The organism is Hydrocarboniphaga sp. FW305-C-57, from assembly GCF_058783045.1.
In genome coordinates, this window is sequence record NZ_JBYSYG010000014.1 from 104,319 (window position 1) to 130,095 (window position 25,777).

Annotated in this window: 23 protein-coding genes; 7 read left to right on the forward strand and 16 right to left on the reverse strand. The window is 58.2% G+C overall.

The features are described from left to right. Positions 1 to 59: 59 nt before the first annotated feature. Positions 60 to 374, reverse strand: a complete 315-nt coding sequence (locus AC3WUM_RS21965) for a helix-turn-helix domain-containing protein (protein WP_421793232.1) — start codon at positions 372 to 374, stop codon at positions 60 to 62. Between AC3WUM_RS21965 and AC3WUM_RS21970 the strand changes: the two genes are divergently transcribed. Together AC3WUM_RS21970 and AC3WUM_RS21975 are read left to right on the forward strand one after the other, a co-directional pair. Continuing rightward, positions 366 to 827, forward strand: a complete 462-nt coding sequence (locus AC3WUM_RS21970; RefSeq protein ID WP_421793233.1) for a helix-turn-helix domain-containing protein — start codon at positions 366 to 368, stop codon at positions 825 to 827. The genes AC3WUM_RS21965 and AC3WUM_RS21970 overlap by 9 nt on opposite strands. A gap of 7 nt (positions 828 to 834) precedes the next feature. Further along, positions 835 to 1,437 (forward strand): hypothetical protein, encoded by a 603-nt coding sequence (locus AC3WUM_RS21975; RefSeq protein ID WP_421793234.1) that lies wholly within the window; start codon positions 835 to 837, stop codon positions 1,435 to 1,437. 13 nt (positions 1,438 to 1,450) lie between these two features. On the opposite strand, the gene AC3WUM_RS21980 is transcribed toward AC3WUM_RS21975, so the two are convergent. Then, positions 1,451 to 1,702 (reverse strand): helix-turn-helix domain-containing protein, encoded by a 252-nt coding sequence (locus AC3WUM_RS21980; protein ID WP_421793235.1) that lies wholly within the window; start codon positions 1,700 to 1,702, stop codon positions 1,451 to 1,453. A gap of 211 nt (positions 1,703 to 1,913) precedes the next feature. On the opposite strand from AC3WUM_RS21980, the gene AC3WUM_RS21985 reads away from it, so the two are divergent. The 3 genes from AC3WUM_RS21985 (at position 1,914) to AC3WUM_RS21995 (ending at position 3,561) form a co-directional block, all read left to right on the forward strand. Further along, positions 1,914 to 2,279, forward strand: coding sequence for a hypothetical protein (locus tag AC3WUM_RS21985; RefSeq protein ID WP_421794263.1), 366 nt, complete (start codon positions 1,914 to 1,916; stop codon positions 2,277 to 2,279). Continuing rightward, on the forward strand, positions 2,276 to 2,623 hold the full coding sequence (locus tag AC3WUM_RS21990; protein WP_421793237.1) for a hypothetical protein: 348 nt from the start codon (positions 2,276 to 2,278) through the stop codon (positions 2,621 to 2,623). The genes AC3WUM_RS21985 and AC3WUM_RS21990 overlap by 4 nt, the downstream gene beginning before the upstream one ends. A gap of 230 nt (positions 2,624 to 2,853) precedes the next feature. Next, positions 2,854 to 3,561: an HAD family hydrolase gene (locus tag AC3WUM_RS21995; protein WP_421793238.1), complete on the forward strand. Its 708-nt coding sequence runs from the start codon at positions 2,854 to 2,856 to the stop codon at positions 3,559 to 3,561. A gap of 21 nt (positions 3,562 to 3,582) precedes the next feature. Here the strand turns inward: AC3WUM_RS21995 and AC3WUM_RS22000 are convergent, their stop codons facing one another. Next, entirely contained in the window at positions 3,583 to 7,923 is a 4,341-nt protein-coding gene (locus AC3WUM_RS22000) for a hypothetical protein (protein ID WP_421793239.1), read from the reverse strand. Between the two features lie 367 nt (positions 7,924 to 8,290). Between AC3WUM_RS22000 and AC3WUM_RS22005 the strand changes: the two genes are divergently transcribed. Next, positions 8,291 to 9,775, forward strand: coding sequence for a KAP family P-loop NTPase fold protein (locus tag AC3WUM_RS22005; protein ID WP_421793240.1), 1,485 nt, complete (start codon positions 8,291 to 8,293; stop codon positions 9,773 to 9,775). Between the two features lie 298 nt (positions 9,776 to 10,073). Here AC3WUM_RS22005 and AC3WUM_RS22010 read toward each other — a convergent pair whose 3' ends face one another. The 13 genes from AC3WUM_RS22010 to AC3WUM_RS22070 form a co-directional block, all read right to left on the reverse strand. Further along, entirely contained in the window at positions 10,074 to 11,516 is a 1,443-nt protein-coding gene (locus AC3WUM_RS22010) for an ArnT family glycosyltransferase (RefSeq protein WP_421793241.1), read from the reverse strand. Beyond that, positions 11,513 to 12,520 (reverse strand): glycosyltransferase family 2 protein, encoded by a 1,008-nt coding sequence (locus tag AC3WUM_RS22015; RefSeq protein WP_421793242.1) that lies wholly within the window; start codon positions 12,518 to 12,520, stop codon positions 11,513 to 11,515. The genes AC3WUM_RS22010 and AC3WUM_RS22015 overlap by 4 nt, the downstream gene beginning before the upstream one ends. Further along, positions 12,517 to 12,903: a GtrA family protein gene (locus AC3WUM_RS22020; RefSeq protein WP_421793243.1), complete on the reverse strand. Its 387-nt coding sequence runs from the start codon at positions 12,901 to 12,903 to the stop codon at positions 12,517 to 12,519. Before AC3WUM_RS22020 ends, AC3WUM_RS22015 begins: the two co-directional genes overlap by 4 nt. 45 nt (positions 12,904 to 12,948) lie before the next feature. Continuing rightward, positions 12,949 to 14,235 carry a sensor histidine kinase gene (locus AC3WUM_RS22025; RefSeq protein ID WP_421793244.1) on the reverse strand — a complete coding sequence of 429 codons (1,287 nt, stop codon included), beginning with the start codon at positions 14,233 to 14,235 and terminating at the stop codon, positions 12,949 to 12,951. Continuing rightward, on the reverse strand, positions 14,225 to 14,911 hold the full coding sequence (locus tag AC3WUM_RS22030; protein ID WP_421794219.1) for a response regulator transcription factor: 687 nt from the start codon (positions 14,909 to 14,911) through the stop codon (positions 14,225 to 14,227). Before AC3WUM_RS22030 ends, AC3WUM_RS22025 begins: the two co-directional genes overlap by 11 nt. A 33-nt stretch (positions 14,912 to 14,944) precedes the next feature. Beyond that, positions 14,945 to 16,984 carry a heavy metal translocating P-type ATPase gene (locus AC3WUM_RS22035; protein ID WP_421793245.1) on the reverse strand — a complete coding sequence of 680 codons (2,040 nt, stop codon included), beginning with the start codon at positions 16,982 to 16,984 and terminating at the stop codon, positions 14,945 to 14,947. Positions 16,985 to 17,033: 49 nt separating this feature from the next. Further along, positions 17,034 to 17,630 (reverse strand): DUF411 domain-containing protein, encoded by a 597-nt coding sequence (locus AC3WUM_RS22040; protein ID WP_421793246.1) that lies wholly within the window; start codon positions 17,628 to 17,630, stop codon positions 17,034 to 17,036. A 7-nt stretch (positions 17,631 to 17,637) separates the two neighbouring features. Next, a complete protein-coding gene (locus tag AC3WUM_RS22045) occupies positions 17,638 to 18,273 on the reverse strand; it encodes a methyltransferase family protein (RefSeq protein WP_421793247.1) in 636 nt (211 codons plus the stop codon). Further along, entirely contained in the window at positions 18,270 to 21,395 is a 3,126-nt protein-coding gene (locus tag AC3WUM_RS22050; protein ID WP_421793248.1) for an efflux RND transporter permease subunit, read from the reverse strand. The genes AC3WUM_RS22045 and AC3WUM_RS22050 overlap by 4 nt, the downstream gene beginning before the upstream one ends. Before the next feature lie 56 nt (positions 21,396 to 21,451). After that, positions 21,452 to 22,492 (reverse strand): permuted SH3 domain-containing protein, encoded by a 1,041-nt coding sequence (locus AC3WUM_RS22055; RefSeq protein ID WP_421793249.1) that lies wholly within the window; start codon positions 22,490 to 22,492, stop codon positions 21,452 to 21,454. 12 nt (positions 22,493 to 22,504) lie between these two features. Next, positions 22,505 to 23,755: a TolC family protein gene (locus AC3WUM_RS22060; protein WP_492413051.1), complete on the reverse strand. Its 1,251-nt coding sequence runs from the start codon at positions 23,753 to 23,755 to the stop codon at positions 22,505 to 22,507. Positions 23,756 to 23,806: 51 nt separating this feature from the next. After that, complete coding sequence (locus AC3WUM_RS22065) at positions 23,807 to 24,202, reverse strand: hypothetical protein (protein WP_421793251.1); 396 nt, start codon at positions 24,200 to 24,202, stop codon at positions 23,807 to 23,809. Positions 24,203 to 24,429: 227 nt separating this feature from the next. Further along, entirely contained in the window at positions 24,430 to 25,080 is a 651-nt protein-coding gene (locus tag AC3WUM_RS22070) for a cation efflux transmembrane domain-containing protein (RefSeq protein WP_421793252.1), read from the reverse strand. 80 nt (positions 25,081 to 25,160) lie between these two features. On the opposite strand from AC3WUM_RS22070, the gene cadR reads away from it, so the two are divergent. After that, positions 25,161 to 25,613 (forward strand): Cd(II)/Pb(II)-responsive transcriptional regulator, encoded by a 453-nt coding sequence (gene cadR, locus AC3WUM_RS22075; RefSeq protein WP_421793253.1) that lies wholly within the window; start codon positions 25,161 to 25,163, stop codon positions 25,611 to 25,613. The last annotated feature ends 164 nt before the right edge of the window (positions 25,614 to 25,777 follow it).

A 25,777-nucleotide genomic window follows, 5' to 3' on the forward strand; every position in this document is an offset into this window, starting at 1 on the left:
CACCCCAAAGCCCACGCCGTCGGAAGCGTGGGCTTTGTTTTGCCCGTCCTCTTTATGCTTTAGCAATAGGCCCGGCGAGAGCCCTGGCAATCGCCCTGCGAGCGATCGCCGTCACTTTGACCCCGGGCCCGGGGATACCGATCAGCCCATAGCTCCGAGGCACTTAAACCGAGCTTTTCAGCGATGTGTTCCTCAATTCGCCTTGACCTACGATGCCCCTGGCTGACGCTAGTCACTGTCGTCGCCGCAACGCTCAGTTCTCGGGCCACGTCGGCCAACGAGCTGCCAACCAAGCGCAGCCTCAACTTGATGTGCTCATGCTGTTCAATCGCAGGCGACACCGTGATACCGTTAGGTGAATTAGTGTGTCTCACAACTATCCTGCACTTATGAGTAAGTTGTCAACAGATTATCTCAATATTGAGATCGGCGCGCGCCTCATCGGAGTTCGCACGAAGCTGGGCTACACGCAGCCTGACTTCGCCGCTCATCTCGGTCTTTCTTACCGGGCTTACGGGAACTACGAGCGGGGGGAGCGGGAGATGCCGACTGCTTTGTTTCGGCACTTATGTGACAAATTTCAAATAGACCCGCTTTGGTTGTTGCGAGGCCCCGGCACGGAGCCTGTGCTTATCGGCAGCCGACAACTGGATCAGAAGCTGCTCTCAGACATCATGCGGCTCGTCGAAGAATGGCTTGAGCGGCACGACGCCACGCTTCGTTGCGACAAAAAAGCTCAATTGATTAGTTTGGCCTATCAACGCTGCTCCCAAGCGGGCGCCGTTGATGCTCTGCACCTCCAAGACATGCTTTCGATGGCGGCGTAGGTGCAGCATGGCTACTAAAGGTGATGGTGTGGAAGGTGATGGAGGCGGTGATGATCGCGAGAGCAAGGTTCGCCCGATTCGCCCTAGTCCCGAGAATCCGCCTAACGACCCGCCCAAAGAAGAGCCTTCGTCCTCAGGCCTTGATGAGCTAAAGGCGCTGTTGGATGAAGCCAAGCCGAAGCCAAAGGAGCGGGATTTTTCGCTGGAGGACTTGAGTGACGACAATGTCATTGAAGACAGCGAGGCGTTCCACTATCGATTTGGCCGCGGCTTCAACTGGAAGCGACACTTCCGCGAATCGTTCATGAAGCTCAAGACCCAAAAACGCATCGCCGATCGAGAAGCAAAAGTCCTGCGCCTGTTCGGGAACTTGACACCGCAGAATGTCGAAGTGGAACTAACCAGCAACCCTATACAAGTCGGAATCGGACTCTTGACTTTAGGCTATGTTGCTCTGGCCCTACTTGGCCTTATCGCCTGGGCATTCTCCATTGGACATCCAACGGTTCTGCAATTCATTAAGCTTGCGAACGGCATAGGCTTGCTGATGGCTTTCGGATACACCGTATACCTGTCGCACGTGCTGCCATGGGTGGTCAAACGCAGATAGCTCCGATGCGAATTCAGCGGCGAAACGCTTCCCACGCCTCTGCAACAAGAGATTCTGGGCTTCTATTCAACTGCTGCGATAGCGAGAAAATCGTGCTGAGGCTGGGCTGTCTTTCGCCGCGCTCTAGCATCGACACGTAGGTTCGGTCGATCTCGCATGCAAGCCCCAATGCTTCCTGAGAAAGCCCAGACCGAGTGCGAGCGCGCCGAAGAACTCCTCCAAACGCGATCGCGACTTCGTTGCGCTGTTTCGAGGAGGCGGGCATCGCCGGAAGATGAATCTCCGACGACTATTGATCTACGGACTATAGTCTGAGACCCTATAGGTATCCAGGCTCGGCAGGTTGCGGTTGGGTATTTTTTTGCCCGGCGGCTCCTCGCCTTGACTACTCGATGCACAGCGGACAGTCCGAATTGCGAGAGAGGCACGGTCGTATTGGGTGCTTCGTTTACTTTCGACAGGACTGAGGGCAGCGCGTGTGTTTTCGACTGATGCATGAGAATTCTGAGCTTCATTTGGCTCTTCCGTTTGAGGCGCACATCGAAGAGCGCCTACTGCAGGTGATCGGAGATGCCGAGCTTGGTCAGGCGGCGGAGCGCAACCGATCCGATATGGCTCGCCGCATCGCTGATTTGGTTACTGCCCTGCTCAAAGGCGAGCTACTCCCCCCCACTGAAAAGCAGTTGAAATACGCAGTCGCGATCGCCCGTGAGTTGTCGCTCGAGTTACCAAATGAGGCATTGCAGTATCGCGAGGTAATGAAAGCTTTTTTGGGTGTGCACGCTGAGCGATACCGGAAACAAAAGGGATATTCGCCCACTGCGCAAAGAGCATCTTCATGAGTGCGGAGACGCCAGGTGAAGTGGCAGAGCGTGTCGCTAAAGCGCGAAACACGATGTCCGCCATTGATTACGGCTCTGGTTTTTCCGACAAGGAGTACCCCGAAATCATTTGGTCAATGTGCGGCCTTACAAAGACGAGCGAAATAGTCGTCATGGCGGAGGTTGGCGATCTCAAAATTGGCAAAGCGCACCGGTCCGGCTTGTCTTACCCCCACATGGTTGATCGCATTTTCGGAATCGACATTGATGATCAGCGCCTGGCGCTTTGGCTCTCCAGCCAGTTATGGGATTCGAACGCGAATCAGCTCATCACCGAGGCTCTGCGCGTTCGCGCCAAAACATGAAGGCACACTTCACAATGTCCTTCCTGAGCGTGGATTCAGGCGAGCCAGCCTACGCAACTCGCGCCATCCAGCTATTGCGAGGTAGAAAGGAGTGGCACACCCTCTCCATTGACGACGAGGCGACGAGCCGGTGGAGCGCCAGCCAAGCAGGATACTGAGCGACCCCGAATGCCATTGATTCGCTAAAGCCACAAAGCGATGCGTTTCTGATCCGACATGCGGAGAAAATCTTGAACGACAGCAATGCGTCTGCGCCGACCTCATTGTCAGCGAGTGCAGAGGGGACCATTCGCTTTCAAGCGGTGGTATTTGATGCATTCGGAACCTTGCTGAGGTTTGGCGAGGCCAGGCACCCCTATCGGCGCCTTCAGAAGGTGCTCAATGCACTGGGCCGGGGATATGACGCGAACGATCGCTACATCATGATGGAGAATAACCTTGGATTAGCAGGCTTCGCGTCTGAGGTCGGATATGAAGTTCCGGCAAACCTACTTGCTGATCTTGAGCGCGATCTGTTTCACGAGTTGGCCAACATTCGCTTGTATGAGGACGTGATTCCAACGCTAGACGCACTTAGGGCGAGCGGGCTGAAAATCGGAGTGTGCTCGAATCTGGCAGCGCCGTACGGCTTGCCTATCAGGTTTCTGCTTCCCGACTTGGATTGCTACGCCCTTAGCTATGAGGTCGGAGCGGTCAAACCTTCTCGTGAGATCTATCGCCATTGCACGGATCAGCTAGGGGTTTCTGCGGATGCGATCCTTTTCGTCGGCGATACGCCAGAGGCCGATGTTGACGGGCCAATAGCGTTCGGTATGTCAGCTGTTTTGCTCGATCGGGAGAATCGATTCGGGAATCGCACCTTGCTGAAGTCACTCCAAAATCTATACACGTTGATTGGACGGGGACAGAGCGCCACGGAGCTACCGGCGGCTCCATAGCGCAGTCAAATCAGCAGGGCGTCACTCGGGTGGATTTACAACGGGTGCCGATCTCTTGTAGTGAGACACGTCTAGCGTCGCCACGATCGGCTGCACTGCCAAGGGGTCGCTCGATGCTAGCTTCGCTGCAATCTTGGTCAATTCATCGACCAACTGCTGAAACGATAGATACTCATTGCTTCCTGGCCTCTTCCAGCCAAGTGACCTCGCATCCTGATGCACTAGCAACAGTACACCGTGTCTGGCGCTGTCGTGCCGCAGATACTGTCCGCATAGCTGAGTAACTAGAGCGGTCTCCAGTTGCGAAAACGACCAGCTCTCAGCGATTTTTATTTCAATAGGTAGGGTTGCGTCTGATTCTCGCGAGCGAAGCCGGATATCTGGCTCCTTCTCGCTCGCGACATGCGACTCTCGCTCAACCGAGTAGCTACGATTCGCCACGCTCTCGAATCGGTCTGCGACCCAGAGCTGGACTGCTTTTTCATTCGGCAGGTCACAAACAACTTGCCCCTGTGCGAAGTCGGCGTGTAGCAGGTCGTGCTGAATATCCCGAACTCGGTTGGCTGCTAGATCTTGCAGCCCTCTCGTTGTCCGAGGTGCGAAGTACCGGCTGCGCTCGAACTCATAAACTTCGGACAGCGGCCAAGCCTCTTGATCTGAGTCTTTCTCCGCGCGCTCAAGTGACATTCGGTGCAAAACCACTGCCGGCAAGGGAAAATTTTCACGCTCAGAAAGGCCGCGAAGCGCTTCAAAGGTTGCTCGACCAGGTGTTTCCGACAGCAGAGTCAGTGCAAGGTCACGAGAGTCGACCGCATGGTCAAGCGCGGAGGGAGAGTAAACGCCACTATGATTGGGATCATCTTTCGGATTTAACGTGTCATAGGCTATACAAACCATCTGCACGAGGCTTTCGAATGGGAGCGCCACGCCTTCATTACCAGATCGCCATCGGCTTCCCACAATCCGCGGTAGCAAAGCAATCAGGAACGCTCCTCGCTCAGCATCATTCGCCAACGTCGAAAGCTTGTCCGCGAGCGCCTGTGTCGAAGCCTGTGGATCCAGCGTAAAGAGAATGGACAGATATGCAGCTGCGGTCTCACTGTGCCCGTGCTCATGGAACCGTCGCAGCGCAATCTCTGCTAGAGATTCCCGCAAGACGGCATCGTCGTTGGCCGCGCTCAGCAGGATGGACAAAATCGCTTTCAGCGCTGGCAGCGCAATCTCATCGCGTGCAGCCAATTCACCAATTAGCCCCGGCGCGATGAGCCAATGCAATGTTACGTCTGCGCGACTCGCATCATGAAGAACTCCGAATTGTTCCACATTCGATGCCTCGCTCAACTCCGCGCGAATCTCGCGGCAATAAACTTCGCAAACTGCCCCGGGATGGCGCTTGGAAAGTTCAGCCAGCCATTGTGGCAGGCCATTGATCTCGAGAGTTGAGTATTCGGCAGCACGAATAGCCTCTTCCGGTGACAGTTTTGCCGCCCAATCTTTATCGCTGGCCGCCTCCAACGACAATCCAGCGATGCCCATAAGATCATGAGCACTCGCCGTATTTCGCTGGTCAGGCTGTTTTTGGCTATCCAGTTTGGGTTGCCATTGCCGCCAATGCATTCCGAGGCCTGAGACAAAAGCAGCCGAGAGTTCAGGCCCCAGAAGATCACCCAAGGCTCCCAAGGAATCGAGTGAGTAGCGATGCTTTGATTCGTGCACGCCTCTTAGCAATTCCCACAAATGGAACAGCCTAGAATCGACACCATTTTCAGTTGTGGGGCGCGGTGATCGAAGATCTTCCGGCTTGGCTTTCAGGCTCGCGATGAAGTCGATCCAATGGCGATCGCGAGCGGCCAATTGAGCTGCGTTACGCCGCTCGGAAGCGAGTGACTGCTGTTCCATCCTGATGATTTCGGGATTAGGCTTCTGTGGCTTTCGCCCCTCGAGAAGCTCCGCCATCATAGTAGCGTCTCCGTCTACAGCGGACTCGATTTTCTGCATCACGCCTTCGGAAGAGTCCAGCGCGCGCCACAGCATCAACAACGTATTCAACGCAAGGCGCCGATTATTCTCATCAGCATGTTGCTTAACATCCGACAGCAGCCAATCGAGATCTTCTTCAACGATGCCCGGATCGTAACCAAGCATCCGCATTTCCCAATCTCGAGTTACGACTCCACCTTGAAGATGCGGGTTACCGCGGAAGCAGTTCGCTGCTTGCCAGAAAGCAGCACGACGACGTTCGGAAGACCGATGCAGCTCTTTGGTAATCGGAGCGCCATTACCGCTCTGCGAGTAGTTACTCTCTCCAAGTCGCAGGACCGCATCGATAGCAGCGCTGGGGGCTACATCCTTCGCAGACACTTGCAACAAGCGAAGAGCGCCGGACGTGATGCTTGGCGCGTAGCGCTCTTCTCGCAAGTCGGGCTCGTGACCGAAACCTCCAGATACTCCACCAAGAATGTTTAGCACCGCCCCCAGATACCTGCCCAGGGTTTCGGCATTTTGCATCTTGGCAACCAGTTCGACTCCGCCCGTCTCAAACATGCTTGCCAGTTCGTCCTCCGTGCTGTCGAGCTTCTCGATCAGCGCGATCACTTCGTCCAGGCTCAAAATCGACGGAAATAGGCTAACGACCAATTCCCAAACAATCGACAAATGGAGTTGCTCGGGTGAGTCGCAGATCGTATTGGCCAGAGCTCTCCGCTGTTGATCATCTCCTAGGTGGCCGATTACACGCGCTGCCCAGGAACGCTGAACAATCGGCACTTCGTTCCGATCAGATAAAACCGATTCAGCTAAATCGACGCAAACCTTCAACTTCCCAAGCCAGATCAGACGCGTGAGCAATGTCCTCACCTCGGCGCAGCCTGCATGCTGACTCCAGAGAGTCCTCAAGGTTGGAATCAACTCGGTGCTGATAAATCGCTTGAGCCCATCTTCGTCCAATTGTCCGCTGTGCAGGTCGGGAGCGGCCGCAATGCTGTTGCAAACTGCTTCCAGCGCTCGCTTTCTGACAGGCACCGAAAGGCTCTCGGGGTCTCCCATGGTCAATAGCAAATTCGGCGCGTGCGCGATCATTTCCGAAGCGACTGCGTCATCGAGGACCGCAAGCCATGCCGCGGCCCCTTTAAGCGCGGGCCGAACAAAACGAACTCCGTAAGTTGTAGCGAATAGCAGATCCAGAAGGTGGCTCAACGAGAGGTTGGACTGTGTTCGCAGACGATGCAGCCAGCGCGATGTTAAGTAGGCGCGGACATCGCCGTTGTTGTCGCTATGTAGCTGCACCGTCCCGAGGGGGCCGGGCTCAAACACGGCACGACGCAGAAGAGCGCTGCGATTGTCACCGGTCCAATCTGGAAGAATTGCGACCAGGTCGGCGCTATCTGCCAATAATTCGCCGGCATCATCTGAGTCGGGAATCTGCAAGCCGCGCTTGTGTGCAAATACAAGCGCGGCGCCGATTCGCTCAAGACCTTCAAGGCCAGCCGCTTCGGTCAATGCATCGCCGGCGGCAGCTCCGGGTCGCCGCTCCGTCAGGCGCTCCGTAAGACTTCTGTGAAGCATCTCTCTTAGCGTGCCGAGTCGGCGATGGCTTTTCCAGAAGTCCGCGATCCAGTGCAAGTCGAGAGGGCGACCAGCAAGGCTGGCAAGATCTCGATCCGAAATGGCCTGCATCAGTCCTGCGGGATCCTGGACCCCGTGGGAAGTGGCGTACTTCTCAATTCGAGGCGTATCGAGAGGCGCCATCACGACCACCAGGTGTTGCTCTTGTGGAGCAGGTGGCTCAGCTCGCCTCCGACGGATAATGTTAACTAGCAGCTCGTTCGGATCGGGAGCGGGAACCGTCGAAGGTGGTGGGGGAATCGGCAGCTCTGAAAGTAAGCTTTCAAGGTCAGCCCGGGTCTCCCAGTCGGCGGGCCGCCCTGTAAACATCACATGGGCACGTCCTTCGTGCCCCTTGATTGCATCAGCAACCAGACCTGCAACACGCTGAAAGCGAACCGCCCCACGCTTTGCTTCATCGATGGAGTCGAGGAAGAACCAGCCATCGTCTTCCGAGCTGCGCCAAGCATCCAAGCTTGCGCGCTCTGCAGAGCGAAGCGCGCCTTCGAGGCTGCCTGCCTTGTCAACGTCCAGGATTGTGGCCACGACGGCAAACTTACCCGCCTGCTGAAGTAGCTGCGCACGCGCCCTTACTTCCCTGGACTTACCGCTGCCACCTTCAGCCAGCAAGACCACCCGCCGACGTAGCAGGAGGTCGGCCCATCCGAGCCTAGACTTCGACATTCGCAACAGCGGCAGATCAGTGAATTCACCCGAACGCCATTCGAAATACTGCCGGTCAAGGTCAAACCAATTCACAAGCCCCCCACGAGATATTCATCGAATAAAAAGCCGTCCGATTATTCTCCAGGCGAACGCAAGAAGTAATAGGTTTCGCCGATAACGATGTAGATGAGGATAAAGATGGGAGGAGCTCGCACTTACGCTGGACGGGCGCTGGAGCATGCATCCGAAATTCAGTTCTTTTTCTGATAGAGCTGCTTTCTCGTGGGTTCGTTAGCCATGCCCAAACTCAAATGAGTTTCGCCGTCACTTCGGCCGCCTCCGGGGCCTATCGACGCAGTCATCGGCACCCTACCAGGGCTGCGCTGGGATCCAGCGATGCGTTCTGGGCAATGAGGTCTGCTCGGGAGTTTCGCGTTTTTGGCATGCTTCAGCATTGTCGATGAGCAAGGGGAATGCAGTGTCTGACTCAAGCAGAGCGAGGGTCCTTTCTTGGTCCGAAGATGTTCTCGAGCGCGAAAAGTACGCGGCATTCCTCACCAATTTTCTTGTAAACCGATCCCCGCCCAACGAGGAGCAAGGCCTAACCTTGGCGCTGGATGCTCCGTGGGGAGCCGGCAAGTCATTCTTTATCGACAGATGGTCACAGGATCTCCGAAGGGCCAATCACGCCGTCGTATCTTTCGACGCGTGGAAACACGATCTTGGAGATGAAGCGACGACGCTGCTGATGGCCGCTATCAAACGAGAGCTAGAGGAGCAGTGCGCCAAGGCTGACGACGGCAAAGACAGTCGGCGGAAAGCGATGGAAGTCACGAAGCCGCTTGTCAAAACTCTACGGAGGGCTGTGCTACCGGCAGGCAAAGTATTACTTGCCGGAGTCACCAAGAAGTTAACCGGCGTTGCCCTGGACGAGTTGGCGGATAGCTTTGTCGAAGGAGGGGCTAATGCAGAGGGGGGCAGCGAAAGTGCAGCAGAGCTGGACTCCACACTGGATGCAATTTTCGAAAAAGTTCTTGGCGAATCCGAGTCGCGAATAGAGGCCGTTGAGGCCTTCAAGGCAGAACTGATCCGAACACTGAAGTTCATTGGCAAAAATACGGATGTGAATTTGCCAATGTTTGTTTTTATCGATGAGCTGGATCGCTGCCGTCCCTCATTTGCGATCTCGCTGCTCGAAGGAATTAAGCACGTCTTCGGAGTTCCCAATGTCGTTTTCATTGTGGCCACAAATACGGACCAGTTGGGCGAGTCTGTAAAAGCTGTGTACGGGCAGGGCTTCGACGGAAGATCGTATTTGAGACGATTCTTTGACCTCGAGGCCGCGCTACCTCCTCCAGACAATCGGAGCTTCACAAGAATTCTTTTGGACCGCCGAAATCACTTTTCAGAGCGAAAAATTCTGTGCTGGATGTCCGAAACCAAGGATCCGGTTCACGAAATATCCGTTGTAGCTGATGCACTGAAGCTTGACCTTCGAGATCAGGAGCGAATGCATACGATGGCCAGAGCCGTAATCGCGTCACTGAATTCCCGCTATGTCATACACGTTTTTTGGCTTTACATGCTCTGCGCGATGCGGATCAAAACTCCTCTCTGCTTCGATCTCGCAACGAGAGAAGGATACGGATCGCAGGAGGCAGTAGACGAGTTGCGCCGGCTGCGAATTAGGTTCCCCAGTGTCCAGTACCGAGACGGAAGGTCGGAACATGCAAACGATGTATTTACGGCCATTGCAGCTTATGTTCGCGTTAGTCGCATGCATCCTGCCAATATTGCTAGTCAGGAGCTGCTACATCATCGCTCCGGTGATCCATTTAAAATCGCGATGCATGCATTGATTGAGGAAAACAGCATGAGCGCGATTTTCCCCTCCACTGCACACTATCCGGACTTGATTCTCCAGGCTGGACATCTCCGAGTTTAGACTCGACTTCACCAACAGTGCGCTTTGGCGATCTGACGGTGATTGAAAGTCTCTGACGGCTCGCTGACTCATGAGGGTGGAAAGAGACTCGCGAGCCAATCACTGCTCTGCGCTTCCACGTTGGCTCAATGCACTCTGAAAGCCGAAATACCGTCGTCTAGCTGGCCATCTGCCAAGAGAAATCTGCCGCCAAGAAGACTAGTCCGTATTTTTTAGACTGTGCTACCGAATCGATCAGATTCTTAGATGCCCCCTCTTCTACAGCTTATGAAGCACGGGGACACTTGTCGCCGATCAATCACTGTGCGGGCCTCCAAAGTGCGTACTCTCGCTTTGCCCCCGCTACCATGATCATCTGATACCCGGATTTCAGTTCTTCTGGGAGCGATTGCTGCGTCGATATGGCGATGTAGACGCCAGGCTTCTTCGACACGATGAGTTGAAGATCATCGATCGAGGCCGCACTGATGGCATGCCCATTCGAATAAAACTGTGCCGAGAACGGACGCTTAGGAAAATAGACGACGTCTGCATTCACAGGCAGAGCGGTCAGAAGCTGGTACTGAGATTTATCTGCGGCCACGTTCGTGTTCAGAACTGGGAGCAAGCCGACGAAAATTGCCGGCAATATCGCTGCTGATATCGCAGTTCGCCGCAGCACCGTTGAAGAGCCGTATGCGAAAATTTGATTGGCGGTCCACAAAGCAAATGTAGGCAATGCAGGCAGGACATAGGTGGGTAGCACACTCCCTGCGAGTGTGAAAAACAGACATGGGGCCAACGCGAAGCAGAGAAGATATGCGTTCCATGCAGGCTGGTGCCGGTTACTCGACATTCCCAAGACACTACGCCGCGTTGTGAACCAGATCACCGGAAGCACAACGCTCCAAGGCAGGATCGACGCAACCCACAGCAACCAGATGTAGCCATGCGGGGCGTCGTGCACACTGCCATATCGGTCGCCTGACCAAAGCGGATCGACGAAGCGCAGAAAGTTCTCGCCGACAAGGAAGTATTGGAGGAATCCGGGTGTTCGGTGCTCTGCAAGGAGATACCAAGGAATGGCGATCGTCGACATCGTCAACAACCCTGCTATCCACGGCATGCAACGCAGCGAAGCTCGTAGGTACTCGTAGGGAACAGCCCAAAACAGGATCGGCGCTGCGCTCAAGACCAATCCGACGGGTCCTTTCGCGAGCAGGCCAAGCCCCAATGCGCCGAAGAAAACCATGCGCCATCGCCCAGAATGTCTCGATGGAGAGACAACGCCAAGCCAGTACGCGGTCATTGCGAGCGTTACTGAAAAAGCCAAGGCGGTGTCCGTCAAAACGGCACCGCTGCAAACGAAGAACAAAACACTCGATGCCAACACCAACATCGCCAGAGCTGAGCGTGCAGGCCCACCGTGTTGCCACGCTAGTCGCCCGACGAGTCCCAGCATGCCAAGGCCCAACAAGTAACTGGGTAAGCGCAGCGAAAACTCGTTGACCCCCAGCACCGACGCGGATGCGGCTGACAACCAGAATGCCAGCGGCGGCTTTCCCCAGAACGGAACCCCATAGTCGAACCACGGAGTCACCCAGTCTCCAAGCTCAACCATCTTGCGTACCATTTCGCCGTAACGCGCCTCGGTCGTGTCCGTCAACGGATAGGCGCCGAGACTCAGAAGGCGAAGCAGCAGGATCACCAACAGCGCACTTGTCGTCCAGCGCGCCTCACGAAACAGACGAATCAGCATCATCGCCCTTTGCTCACATGCGGTGAATATGAGAGATCGCTCGCCGGTTGTAGATTCTTGAGCAGATAGTTGGGGCGCTGCTTTGACTCGATAAACAAGCGTCCCAGGTACTCACCTTGGATGCCGGTTGCGAGCAACTGCATTCCCCCGAGAAAGAGCACCACGCAGATCAGCGACGGATATCCCGGCACAGGATCGCCAAATAGCACTGTTCGGACTGCAATGAAGCCGCCCATGACCAATGCACCAACAGCAACTAAAAGACCCAGCAGCGTGGCGATGCGCAGCGGTGCCCAGGTGAAAGCGGTCAGTCCGTCGAAAGCCAGATGGAGCAGCTCCCAGAACCCCCATTTCGATGTCCCCGCATGTCGGGCCGCGCGTTCATAGCTCAGCTCCTTCTGCGTGAAGCCCACCCATGCGAACAGCCCTTTCATGCAACGATTTCGTTCGGGAAGCTGTTTCAGCGCATCGACGACGCGACGGCTCATCAGCCGAAAGTCTCCGACATCGATCGCGATGGGAACATCCGATGTCGCAGCAAGGACTCGATAGAACAACTTGCTGGAGAGCTTCTTAAAAAGGCTTTCGCCAGCGCGGCTGGATCGCCGCGCTGTCACGATGTCGAAGCCATCTCTCCATGCTTCCACCATTTGGGGAATCAGTTGTGGCGGGTCCTGCAAATCTGCATCGATGATCACCACCGCGTCACCGCTCGCATGATCCAATCCGGCAGTCATGGCGGCTTCCTTGCCGAAGTTTCGCGATAGTTCGAGGACTGCGACGCGGGTGTCGCCCAAGCGGATTTGCCGCAGCAACCGAGGTGACTCGTCCTCACTTCCGTCGTCGACGTAGATAATCTCTGCGAGAAGCGGAACCTGTTCGAGGGCAATCACCAATTGGCGATGGAATTCGCCAAGAACAGCCGACTCGTTATGCACAGGAACGACCACACTCAAGGTGTCGAGGCTCGCGCCATGCCGATGGATTCGAGTCACCGAGTGAGTCATGCGAAAGTCCAGTACCGATTGAGAAGGAAGCCGACAGCCAAAACGCTGGCGGTCGCTAGAAGTTGCGCAAACAGAGCTGCCATGCCGAGATGTGCGGCGCTCGCGACGACCGCTGCGTTGACTCCCCATCCGGTCGCAGCCACAAGCGCAAAGCGTGGGGCGCTACGCCGGTGTCGCACCGGACGTGATGACATCCAACTGGCATTCAGCAGGTAATTGACGAGCGCCCCAGTCAGGGCCGCGACTGTCGAGAGAAGCACCAGCCGAGACGCGTCAACGATTCCCTGATGCGCAGTGGCCGAGTGCAGGAGAGCCAGGAAAACGGCGTAGTGAATCGCTGTCCCGACGACGCCTGAGCCGGAGTACAGAATGAAATCGCGCATGCCATATCATCGGCGCTGTCACCTCAGCGCCGCGTTAGCCACGCGTTATCTTTTCGTTAGTTTCTTCGGCTGAAAGGACAGTGCGAAACGACTTCCACCGGTTCTAACCGAGGCGACCTGAATCTTCCAGTCGAGCCGCTCGCAGATGCGTCCCACCAGATAGAGGCCGATGCCGATCCCGCTACCCTGCGTGCCGCTGTAGCCGCGACGAAATATCCGTTCGATCTCTTCGGGCGCGATGCCGTCTCCGCTGTCCTCTACCGATACACCGTCGCGATTGACCGTGACGTGCACACTTCCTTGGTGGGTGTGTCGTATCGCGTTGGACAGCAGATTGCCGACGACGCAGGCCACCATGCCGGGTGGTGCTTCAATCAGAAGCGAGTGCGTGATCTCACAGGTCAGTGATACGCCCTTGATCGTTGCCGCGTCTCGCCATTGTTCGACCAGTTCCCAAACCTCATTGTCCAACGCGCATAGTTCAAAAGCGTGCCCGCCGTCTTCGCGTGCGAGGAATAGCAAGGCATCGAGCAACACTTTCATCTGGGTCGTCGCGCGCTCGATCCTCTGTAGACGATCCTGGCCGGCATCGCTCAGAGTTGGTTCTTCACGAAGCATTGGAAGCGCACTCGCAACGACCGCCAACGGATTGCGTAACTCGTGACTCGCGTCGCTGGTGAAGTCGCGCTCGCGGGTGACGAACCGCTCTATCCGCTCCTGATAGCGATCGACCGAATCGGCAATGAGCCGAATCTCGGGATCGGCGAATCGATCTTTCAGGACGATGCGCTTTCCTTCAGGTCTGAGAGCTGCAACTTGTAATGCCAACCTGCGTACCGGAGCGACGACGATCCAAGACAGCAGGAGCCCGAGCAGAATCGCTGCGCCAATGGCGGTCGCAATAGCGGTATAGGCGATATTGATCAGCCGTGCCTTCAAGGTTTCGATCTGCGTCATGTCCAACATGACCCAGACTGCGGTACGACCAACGTCTTCGCGACCAACGTAGAACTTGCGCCGCTCGATCGTGATTTCTTTGAAGCTGTTGTTGGGCCACAGCGCAACAGCCGACGGCAGCGGTGCAGGAAGTGGTTCTCCGATATGCCAGAGAATGCCACGCATGCCATACATGTGCGGAAGCGTTCCCATTCGGCCAGCTCGCACGTTATCGGCCATTTCGTGAAGCTCGCGCTTGACTGCTTGCTCCATCAGCTGTTGTTCGAGAACACCGATGAATTCATGGACCGCATAGGAAAAGCCGGCGCATACGATCAGGACAAGACCTAGTAGCGCTGCGACGAAACGCGTCTTGAGCGAAGGTCTATAAATCATCGTCCACCGCAAGCCGATAGCCCAGACCGCGGACCGTATGGAGCAGCGGAATGCGTTCGCCTTGATCGATGGCGGAACGCAGCGCGTGGATATGGACACGCAGAGCGGCGTCGCCCTCTGGCCGATCGTCACCCCAGAGCACTCTTTCGATATCGGCTTTCAAAACTACCTTGGGGCTCGCGAGCATCAGACGTTCCAGCAGCCGTAACGCGCTGGGAGTCAGCTCTATTCGGCGATCTCCACGCCGGGCGATCAAGGTGTCTGGTTGCAGTGATAAATCAGCGACTCGCAGTACCTGCCCCAAGGTTGCGCCTGATGCGCGACGAACCAGGGACTGCAAGCGCGCAAGTAGCTCAGCGGGAGCGAACGGTTTGGTCAAGTAATCGTCCGCTCCGACTTCGAATCCGTGGAGCTTGTCTCTCACCGTATCCCGCGCGGTCAGAATCAAAATGGGCACCGGGTTCAATGCGTCGGTTCGTAGCCTGCGGCAGAGCGCAATTCCATCTATTCCTGGCAGGCCGATGTCGAGAATCAATGCGTCATAGCGATTGACGGTTGCGAGGTGCAGTCCGGTGAATCCGTTGGATGCGTAATCAACGGTATGCCCACGATGCTCCAGGTATTCGCCGACGTTCGCCGCGATATCGACATGGTCCTCGATCAGCAGGAGCGTCAGTTTGCGTGTCACGATCTGGCTCCGCTGCAATCGCTACGCGACCGCTTTTCGCTCCACGTAGGCCAGCAATCGCAGCGCATTGAACACGACGAGCAGCGTGGAGCCCTCATGGAGCATGACGGCAGGGCCGATGCCCAAGCCGAGAATGGTCGCGGGCACGAGGAACGCGACCACCCCCAAGCTCACGAAGACGTTCTGGCGGATGATCGACCGAGTGCTGCGGCTCAAACCCACTGCGAAAGGGAGCTTGGTGAGATCGTCCGCCATCAGCGCAACATCCGCAGTTTCCAAGGCGACATCCGATCCTGCGGCTCCCATTGCGATGCCAACCGTTGCATTGGCCATCGCAGGGGCATCGTTGACCCCATCTCCGACCATCGCAACCGGTGCTTCTTCACGCAGCTTCTTGATCGCGGTGACCTTGTCTTCCGGCATCAGGTCGCCCCAAGCCTCATCGAGCCCGATCTCGCGTGCGACGGCGGTGGCAACCTTTTCGTTGTCGCCCGAGATCATGATCATGCGTTTGATCCCAAGCGCACGTAGTTCTTTCAGCGTCGCCTTGGCGGTTGCACGAGGGGTGTCCATCAGTCCGATGGCACCGAGATCCTGATCCCCGCGACGGATCACCATCAGCGTACGTCCGCCATCCCGCAGCTTGGAAACCGCGTCCTGTAATGGCGGGGATAAAGGTGCCACGCCTTCGCTGCCGAACATCGCCGGCTTGCCGATCAGCACGGGGTGTCCGTTGACGCGTGCCGATACGCCTCGACCGATCAGGCTCTCAAGGTCCGTTGCCACGAGTTGTCCCGCATTGCCTAATCGTTCGCGCCCGTCCCGAACGATGGCCGCGGCCAGTGGATGATCGCTGAGGCTTTCAACGGCGATCACGATCTCAAGTAATTCCTGCTCTGGAATTCCCGGTGCCGGATAAACGTCCGTAACCCGAGGGCGGCCTTCAGTCAGCGTGCCGGTCTTGTCGAACGCGATGGCCTGTAGCGACCCGAGATATTCCAATGGCCCGCCGCCCTTGATCAGCACACCGCTGCGGGCGGCGCGTGCCACGCCCGAAAGCACGGCGCTTGGAGTCGCGATTGCCAGCGCACAGGGGCTGGCTGCAACCAGCACGGCCATCGCACGATAGAAGCTGTCGCGAAACGGCTCGTCGACGACGACCCAGGCAAACAGTAGTAACACCGCAAGCACGAGCACGGCGGGAACGAATACGCGTTCGAACCGATCGGTGAATCGCTGTGTAGGCGACTTCTGTGCTTCTGCCTGGCTCACCATCTGTACGACACGGGCCAGAGCGCTTTCACTTGCCGGGCGCGTGACCTCGATCTCGATCGCCCCACTGCCATTCAAGGTTCCGGCGAAAACACGATGCGCGGCATCGAGCGTGTTGGGGTTGGCTCTCGCGCCGTCGATGTTGTCGACCGGCCGTTTGTCGACCGGCACGCTCTCGCCGGTGACCGGCGCCTGATTGACGCTGCTGTTTCCCTTCACTACGAAGCCGTCAGCTGGCAATCGCTCGTTGGGTTTGACGATGACCGTGTCGCCAACGACCAACTGCTCAGCGGGGATCAGTAGCGTGCGACCATTGCGACGAACCGTCGCAGTCTCCGGTGCGAGCTTTGCCAAGGCTTCGATCGCGCGTTTTGCACGGCCCATGGCATAGTTTTCGAGCGAGTGCCCGATGCTGAAAAGAAACAGCAGCAGCGCACCTTCGGCCCATGCTCCGAGCGATGCAGCACCGATTGCGGCGACCAGCATCAGCGTGTCGATCTCGAATCGGCGTTTCAGCAGATTCTCGATGGCTTCGCGCAAGGTGAAGTAACCGCCGAAGAAGTAAGCCGCCCAGTAACAAGCCTGGGCGCTCCATTCCGGGAGGGCAACCACGCTCTTCTCGATGATGTAGCCCATGGCGAGCAACAGGCCGCAGAGAATGGCGAACACCAGTTCGGTGTTCGCGCCGAATATTCCGCCGTGGCCATGCTCGTCGTGTTGCCCGCCGTCTGGACCGTGGTCGTGATCGGCGTGATTATCGTCTTGCTTGGAAACCTTGCTGGAACTCATCGTCTGCTTCTCCTCATCATCATTGAGCCGCGCCGCACTTCCGTACCGATCACGCCCCGCGCGCCGGTCCCTGCTGCTCACTCGACTTCGTCCAAGGGCGCCAAACCCCGTCGGCACCATAGACACGAATCTTCTGCTCGTACAAATGCCGCTCCGGCTGGCTGTAGGGTTCGCTGATGGCTGCGATACCCAGAACGCTCGGGCCTTGTTGCGCGGCCCACAGCAGCGCGTCCTTGGGGACGTGTCCGTCAACGAACAAGCCTTTGAATCGGCCGATGTGGCAACCGTTAACACCCTTGGGAATCTTCATCGCATAGCGAATCGAATTGAGTGTCTCGGGTTCGAAGGCTCGTACCTTCAATCCGGCGGACTGCAAATAATCGATCCAGCTGCCGACGCAGGGGCAGCTGTGGACGTAGTAGACATCGACCGTCGTCGCCGACTCTTTCGGCGTTTCGCGATCCAACAAGGTGCTGACACCTGCGATCAAGCCACCAAAGATCGCGGCCGCAAAGAGTCCAGCGAGATAGCGCAAGCCTGTGCTGCCAAACATCATCTTCAAGCGTTCCCAAAAGGCGGGATGAGATGGAGGCATTGTTTGCTTGTGGCGACTGCGATCCTTCCGATGCTTTTCTGATTTGTTCATTGGAACCTCAGTAGAGCGTGAGTAAGGCCGGCTCGCCTAAGGCAAGCCGGACGTCGTGGAGGCCATGGATCACCACGGCCGCCACGACGAACCAGATCACTTGAATCAATGATTGTCGGAATGAGCGAGGGCTCATTTCCCAGCGATACGGCTCCAGCAAGCCGTGTTTGCTCGGAATGAAGCGCGGCACGCTTTTCATGTAGGTCTTGAAACGACTGCCATGCAGCTGCTGAAGATGCTGTTCCTCGCCTGCAACCACTGTCCGGTAGTACCAAACGAACCAGACCGTCAGCAGTATCGGAATGGTGAGGGTTTCCGTCGTGATCGCGATCCCGAGCCCGCCGAGGTAGCTCGAAACATACAGCGGGTTTCTCACCAGCGAGTAAGGCCCTACCGTGAGCAGAACACTGTTCTTGTTGCCCGCCGCATAGCTGCTGCTCCATATCCGCCCGATCGCTCCGACAGCCGCGAGCACGATGCCGAATTGCATCAGCAGATGTGGCACCAGGCTGTCGACCTGATGCCACCCCGAACGAGACAGCGCGAACAGCGCCAGGATGGCGACACAAACCGTGCGGGTCGCCCAGAATCGACGACGCTGCTGCACGCGGCTTTCTGACGTAGGCGCGCTGTTCATGATCATGCCGTCGCAGGCTCAGCCGGCTTATCGGCTTCGCGGCGATGCACCATGCGATACAGGCCCGGAAGCACGAGCAAGGTGAGGATCGTCGACGACAGGATTCCGCCAATCACGACCGTCGCGAGCGGACGCTGCACTTCAGCCCCCGTGCCGGTATTCAAGGCCATCGGAACGAAGCCGAGCGATGCGACGAGCGCCGTCATCAGCACAGGACGAAGCCGAGTCAACGCGCCATCGATGATGGCCTGATCCAAACCTTCTCCTTGCTCACGCAGGCTGCGGATGAAGGTCACCATCACCAGTCCGTTGAGCACTGCCACGCCGGACAAAGCGATGAACCCGACGCCTGCCGAGATCGAGAGCGGAATGTCACGCAGCCAAAGCGCGAGCACGCCGCCCGTCAATGCCAGCGGAACCCCCGAGAAGATCACGAGCGCATCTTTGAGATTCCCGAAGGCCAGCACGAGCAGGCCGAGAATCAGCACCAAGGTGACCGGCACGACGATCGCCAGGCGTTTGCTGGCGGACTGCAACTGCTCGAAGGTGCCACCGAAATCGAGCCAGTAGCCGGGCTGTAGCTGCACCTGCTTGATCCCGGCTTGTGCGTCGGCGACGAAGCTGCCGAGATCGCGTCCGCGCACGTTCGCCGTCACCGTGATGCGACGCTTGCCATCCTCTCGGCTGACCTGGTTGGGACCAGGTGCGATCTTGAGTTCCGCGACTTCCGCCAGTGGAACGGTTTCGCCACCCGGCAGTGAGATCGGCAGGCGCTCCAAGGCCTTGAGATCGTCGCGCTGGCTCTCGGGCAGACGCAGAACGATGTCGTAGCGCGCATCGCCTTCGAATACTTCACCGACGTTTCTGCCACCCACGGCCGCCGACACCGCATATTGCAGATCGGCGAGTGCGATGCCATAGCGAGCCAACGAATCGCGCTTGGGCTCCACCGAGAGCACCGGCAAACCGGACACCTGCTCGACCTTCACATCATCGGCGCCCGTCACACCGCGCACCACCGCCGCGATCTTGTTGCCGGAAGACAGCAGCACGTCGAGATCGTCGCCATAAAGCTTCACGGCGAAATCCGATCGCACACCCGAGATCAGTTCGTTGAAGCGAAGCTGGATCGGCTGGCTCATTTCATAAGCGTTGCCCGGTAGCTTCTCCAAGGCCTCCTGCATCTCGGTTTGCAGCTCCGATTTGAGTTTGCTCGGATTCGGCCACTGATCGATCGGCTTGAGCATCACGTAGGCATCGGAGATGTTCTGCGGCATCGGATCGGTAGCTACTTCGGCCGTACCGGTGCGTGCAAAAGCCGTGAGCACTTCCGGGAATTCCAGGAGACGCTTTTCGATCTGCTTCTGGAATTCGAGAGACTGCGTCAAGCCGGTCGCCGGAATTCGGAGCGCCTGAGCCGACAGATCGCCTTCGTTGAGATTCGGAATGAATTCGCTCCCCATGCGAGTCGAGAGCCAGCCGCACACCAAGACGAGTGCGATGGCTGCGGCCAGGAACGCGACGCGGGCTTTCAATGCGAAGCGAAGCAAAGGCTCGTAACCATGACGGGCAGCCGACAGCACGATGTTGTGCTTTTCTCGCACCGGGCCTCGGAACAGCATCGCAACACCGGCCGGTACAAACGTGACCGACAGGAACAAAGCGGCCACTAGTGCCATCACAACCGTCTGCGCCATCGGGTGGAACATCTTTCCTTCGACGCCTTCGAGCGCAAAGATCGGCAGGTACACCGCCGTGATAATGAAGACGCCGAACAGGCTCGGTCGGATGACTTCAGTGGTTGCCGCACGTACGGTGTCGAAACGCTCGCTAAGCGATAGCGTGCCTTCGTTACTGCGTTCAGACAGTCTGCGCAGGCAGTTCTCGACGATGATCACGGCACCATCCACGATCAACCCGAAGTCGAGCGCGCCAAGACTCATCAAGTTTGCAGAAACCTTGGTTTCGACCATACCCGTGATCGTCATCAGCATCGCCAGCGGAATGACCGCCGCCGTCAACAACGCAGCGCGCAGATTGCCGAGCAACCCGAACAGAATCACGACGACGAGCAGCGCACCTTCGAGCAGATTTTTCTGTACAGTCGCAATCGCTTTATCGACCAGCACGGTGCGATCGTAAGCCGGCACCGCACGCACGCCTTTGGGCAACGAGTCGTTGATCTTTTCGATCTTCTGGGCGACGGCGGCGGCGACCGTCCGGCTGTTCTCGCCAACCAGCATGACCGCGGTGCCGAGCACGGTTTCATGGCCGTCGCGAGTCGCCGCACCGGTCCGCAGTTCCTTGCCCAATGCGACTTCTGCAACATCGCCGACCGTGATCGGCAAGCTGCCTCGCGTCGCCACGACGATGCGCTTCAGGTCTTCGATTCCGGTCACCTGGCCGGGAATGCGAACCAGGAGCTGCTCCTTGTTCCGCTCGATGTAGCCGGCGCCTTGGTTGGCGTTGTTCCGTTCCACCGCAGCCGCGACCTGCTCGAAGCTCAAGCCGTAAGAGAGCAGCCGCGCGGGATCAGGCATCACATGAAACTGCTTGGCATATCCGCCGATGCTGTTGACCTCGGTGACGCCGGGGACTTGCAGCAACTGCGGGCGGATCACCCAGTCCTGCAAGGAGCGCAGTGCCATCGAATCGTAGGGCTGACCATTGGCCTGACGGGCCTTGTCATCCGCTTCGACCGTGTATTGGTAGATTTCACCAAGCCCTGTTGCGATCGGACCCATCGCGGGTTCGACACCATCAGGCAAGCGAGCACGCACTTGTTGCAGTCGCTCATTGACGAGATTGCGCGCGAAATAGAGATCCGTTCCGTCCTTGAAGACAACCGTGACCTGCGACAGCCCGTAGCGCGACAGCGAGCGACGATAGTCGAGGCCTGGCAGTCCGGTGATCGCGGTTTCGATCGGGAAGGTGATGCGTTGTTCGACTTCCAGCGGCGTGTAGCCGTCGGCTTGGGTGTTGATCTGCACCTGCACATTGGTGATGTCGGGTACAGCATCGATCGGCAAGCGTTGGTAGTTCCAGACGCCCAGCGCCATCAGCGCGAGCATCACGACCATCACGATCCATCGCCGATCAATCGAAAATTTGATGAGTGACTCAAGCATGGCGGCGTCCTCCTTGAGGGCTCCGTGCAGACGACGGGGAGAGGCGATCGGTAGCGTTAGTGGCCATGTTCAGCCTCGCCCTTGCCGAGTTCCGCCTTCAGCACGAAGCTGCCTTCGCCTACCACGCGCTCCCCGGCCTGAAGCCCCTCGAGGATTTCAGCGATCCGGCCGTCGCTACGTCCCACTTTCACCACGCGGGGTTCGAGTCCGTCGGCATCGTCAATGAACACCGAGGTGCCGCCTTCGAGCTCTTGCAACGCGGAGACCGGAACCGTGACCGGAGCCATGACTTCGCCGATGGTGATTTCACCGCGCACGTACAAACCCGGAGACCAAGCCCCCGAGCTGTTATCGATCAGCACGCGAACCGTGAGGCTCTGCGTTGCGGCTGAGCCCAGCGGAGAAACGAACACCACCTTGCCCTCGGCCGACAAGCCGCCATCGGCGGTCTGTACGCGAACCGCCTGACCGAGCTGCACGCGGGCGCGATCACGCGGGAACAGCGCCAGCTCCACCCAGACCGAACTCAAGTCGGCCACCGTGAACAAGGGCTGCAATTCGGCTTGTTCGCCTGGATTGGTCAGACGCTCCGTTACCACGCCGGCCAAGGGGCTGCTGATCGGATAGACCTGCAAGCTCTCGTTGCTTTCAACCGTCGCCAGTGTTGAGCCCTGTTTGACGCTATCGCCGATCTTGGCCGACACCGAGCGAACCACGCCGGGGAAGCGCGCCGTAACGCTGCGAACGCGCTCGGCGTTGGGTTTGACCACGCCATACAGCGGAAGCGTTTCCGCGATCTTTCCGGGGCCGGCCGGAGCGACTTTGAGCCCGGCAGCGGCCCGTGCTTCAGCGGAGAGCTTCAGCACTTCACCGTGTTCGCCATCCGCCAGTCCTTCCTTGCTTTCCGAGCTTTCGTCTTTGGGGTCTTTCGGCTCGTCGTGAGGCTTCTTGGTCGAATGTCCCCCGGCATCCTGTCCTGCCTGGGGTTTGGCGTCTTGGTGAGGTTTCTGGGCGGACTCTTCGCCGCCACAGGCCGCCAGCGTGAGAGTGAGCATCCCGATGCTCAGAGCCAGCGCGTTGAGAGTGAGATTGCGCATGTGCGATGTCCTTCAGCGGCTCAGGGCAGTGCCCGTGAGGCGTTCGATTTCGATGAGGGTGAGGTGGTACTGCTGCGCGGCTTCGATCTGCGCACGCTTGAGGTCGAGCAGCTCGCGCTGGGCATCGATCAATTCGAGATAGCCGTAGCGTCCACGCTCGTAGGCGTAGTTGGTGTTGTCGAGTGCCGATTGCATACGCGGTAGTGCGCGCTCGCTCAGCACCGAGACTTCGCGTTGGCGGTCGAGCAGTTCACGGTAATAACCAAACAGCTGCGTGCGGGCTTTCACGAGCGCCGCTTCGCGTTCGGCGGCGGAGCCTTCGCGCCGGGCTTCGGCTTCCGCGATCAAACCCTGGTTGCGATTACGGATCGGCAGCGGCATCTGGAACGAGAAGATCAGTCCCGTGTCATTGCTCGCGCCGAGGCGGCGCACGCCCGCTCCGACCTGAAAGCCTTCAAAGCGGCTCGCGATCGCCAGCTTCACTTCGGCATCGCGCAAGCGCGCTTCACTGAGGTAGCGAGTCAGGTCAGGCGTCTTTTCAAGAGCGGCGAGCAACGCCTCGTAAGACGTTGTGCCCGGCAGCTTGTAGAGATCGGCATTGGCGGTTTCGAAATCCGGGCTCGACGCGCCCCAGGCAGCAGCGAGCGCATAGCGCGCGGTCAGCAGCTCATGCTCGGCATGTGCGTCGTCGTTCTTCGCGCGCTCGATCGCAACAGCGGCACGATCGCGTTCGGCCACCGGAGATTTCGCAGCCGCAACACGGCGATCCACTGCCGAAGCCGTCTTCTCTGCGAGTTCGACGGCAAGATGAGTGAGCTTGTGCTCCTCTTGCTGAGCAACCAGCGACACGAAACGGCGGGCCGTTTCCGCCACGGTATCGAGACGACGAACGCCACCTTCGACTTCAAGCCCGTCGCGCTCTAGCTCCGCGACTGCGATGCGGCTCGGGCGCAGCTCTCCGAGTTCGATCACCTGACTCAGCGAAAGCGTGACATCGGCCGAGTCGAAGCCCTTCACCTCTCCAGTGCCTAGCGCGTTCTCGACCTGAGCACCGATGGTGGGATTGGGGCGCAGCCCCGCCTGTAGGACGCGTCCGTCCTGTGCTTTTAAAACGTACGAGTAAGCCGTGAGATCAGGGTTGGAATCGAGCGTGCGCGCCAATGCGTCACGCAGGGTAATAGCGGGCGTTTGGGCACGCCCAATGGCTGGCAGCGCCAGCAGTGTCACAGCCAGTACGAGGCTGCGACCAAACGAGGAGAACATGGTGACTCCCAGACAGCATGAACGGCCGCCCCTAGCAGGGCGGAGCTGAGTTCAAACCCGGGAGTAAGCCGGAGGGCCGCGCAGCGGCGGCAGGCGTGACTGAGATGAGGCCGTCGACAGGACTTCTGGCGGACCGCGCAAGCTGCGAACGGTGAGCCAGCCGCTTTCAACGACCGCTAATTCATCCGAAACCGGCAACGCCGGCAGATCAGAATCAAGAGCCGCAAGTGCATATGAGGAGACCAGTCCGACAACGCCGATTTCCACCTGATCGGAATGATCGCCATCGTGAAACTCGCCGAACAACAAGCCGCTGTCCGCGATGTGCGGCGCTTCATGTGGCTGTCCCGCTGGGTCTAAGCCCGCACAGGCATGTGCGTGCAGCCCCAGCAATCTCGTAACGACGAGACTGAGGAAAAGCGTCCAAATGGCGGCTTTGCGGAGCATGATTAAGGCAGGATCATAGGCCAGCGGCGTTGCATATCAATAGGTAAAGATCATTAGCCGTAGCCATGAGATTCGCCGCCGGCACGATACGGCGCTTACCGTTAGAAATGCGTTAAGACGCGATGTATGACGAGATGCTTGCGATGTAAAAAGCTCAGGCAAAAAGCACCCGTGTCCATCATGAGGTGCATACGCCAGTACGCTCGGTGCGGTTTGCATGACGGTCATCACGCGGGCTTACCCAAAGGTTTCGGGTCCGCCACGCTCGCGAGATCACGACGGGCATGCGCGATCACTTCGCGTGCGCCGCTCAAGCCGAGCGCGGCCATGCCGGTGGCGACGAGCAGATCGGGCCAGGCGGTGCCGGTGCCGAACACGCCGAGCGCTGCCAACAGCACCGCGATGTTGCTGATCGCATCGTTGCGTGAACACAGCCAGACCGAGCGCATGTTGGCGTCGCCGCTGCGGTAGGCGTAGAGCATCACCGCGACGCCGACATTGGCAATCAGCGCGACGGTGGCGACGATACCCATCGTGCGGGCTTCCGGAACCACGCCGTACCAGCCGTTCCAGGCCGCTTGGCCGAGCACGTAGAGTCCGTAGCCGCCCATGCTCAGTCCCTTGAGCAAGGCGGTGCGGGCGCGCACCGCCAGACCCATCGACAGCACGAACAGCGAGACACCGTAGTTGGCGGCGTCACCGAAGAAGTCGACTGCATCGGCCATCAGAGAGGCCGACCCGGCGCCCCAGCCAGCCACTAGCTCGACCCCGAACATGCCGAGATTGACGACCAGGGCGATCCACAACGCGCGGCGATACGTCGGCGACGTGGCTTTCGATGAAGAGCAGGTGGTGGAGGCGCAGCAGTTTCCGGCCATGGAACGGTCAACAAGCGGGCTGATGGCGGCAGTAAACACCTTGTAGTAACTTCAAGGTCAAGCCTTTTCCGAGTCCCGCAATGTCCTCCGAACCCGCGCTCAAGATCGGTGACCTTGCCGCCCAGCTCAAAGTGCCGGCCGAAACCATCCGCTACTACGAGAAGGAAGGCCTGCTGCCTCCACCACGTCGCACCGAAGGCAATTACCGCGTCTACGACACCGCGCAGGTCGACCGACTCGCGTTCATCCGCAACTGCCGGATGCTGGACATGACGCTGGACGAGATTCGCCAGCTGCTGGCCTTGCGCGATAGCCCCGACGAGGACTGCTCCGCCGTCAACGCGCTGGTCGATGAGCACATCCAGCATGTCGAGTCCCGCATCGCCGAACTGCAGCAGCTACAAGGGCATCTGCTGGACCTTCGCCGCAAGTGCAAAGCTCCGAATGCAACGCAGAGCTGTCGGATTCTGTCGGGGATTGCGAGTGAGCCGCTGCCGGCACCCGTAGCGGGCGTGCATAAGCGCGGCCATTGAGTATGGGAATCGCACGGTTCGGTCGTTCCGAAACCGAGCCGCGAGATTCTTTAGGCTTCTTCGCATGTCCCCGATGTTCCGCGCCCTCCCCCCGCGTCAGAATAGTTGTCGTCCCGATAGACTTCTTCCTCGGGGGCGAAAGGACTCAATGACGTGGCTCGATA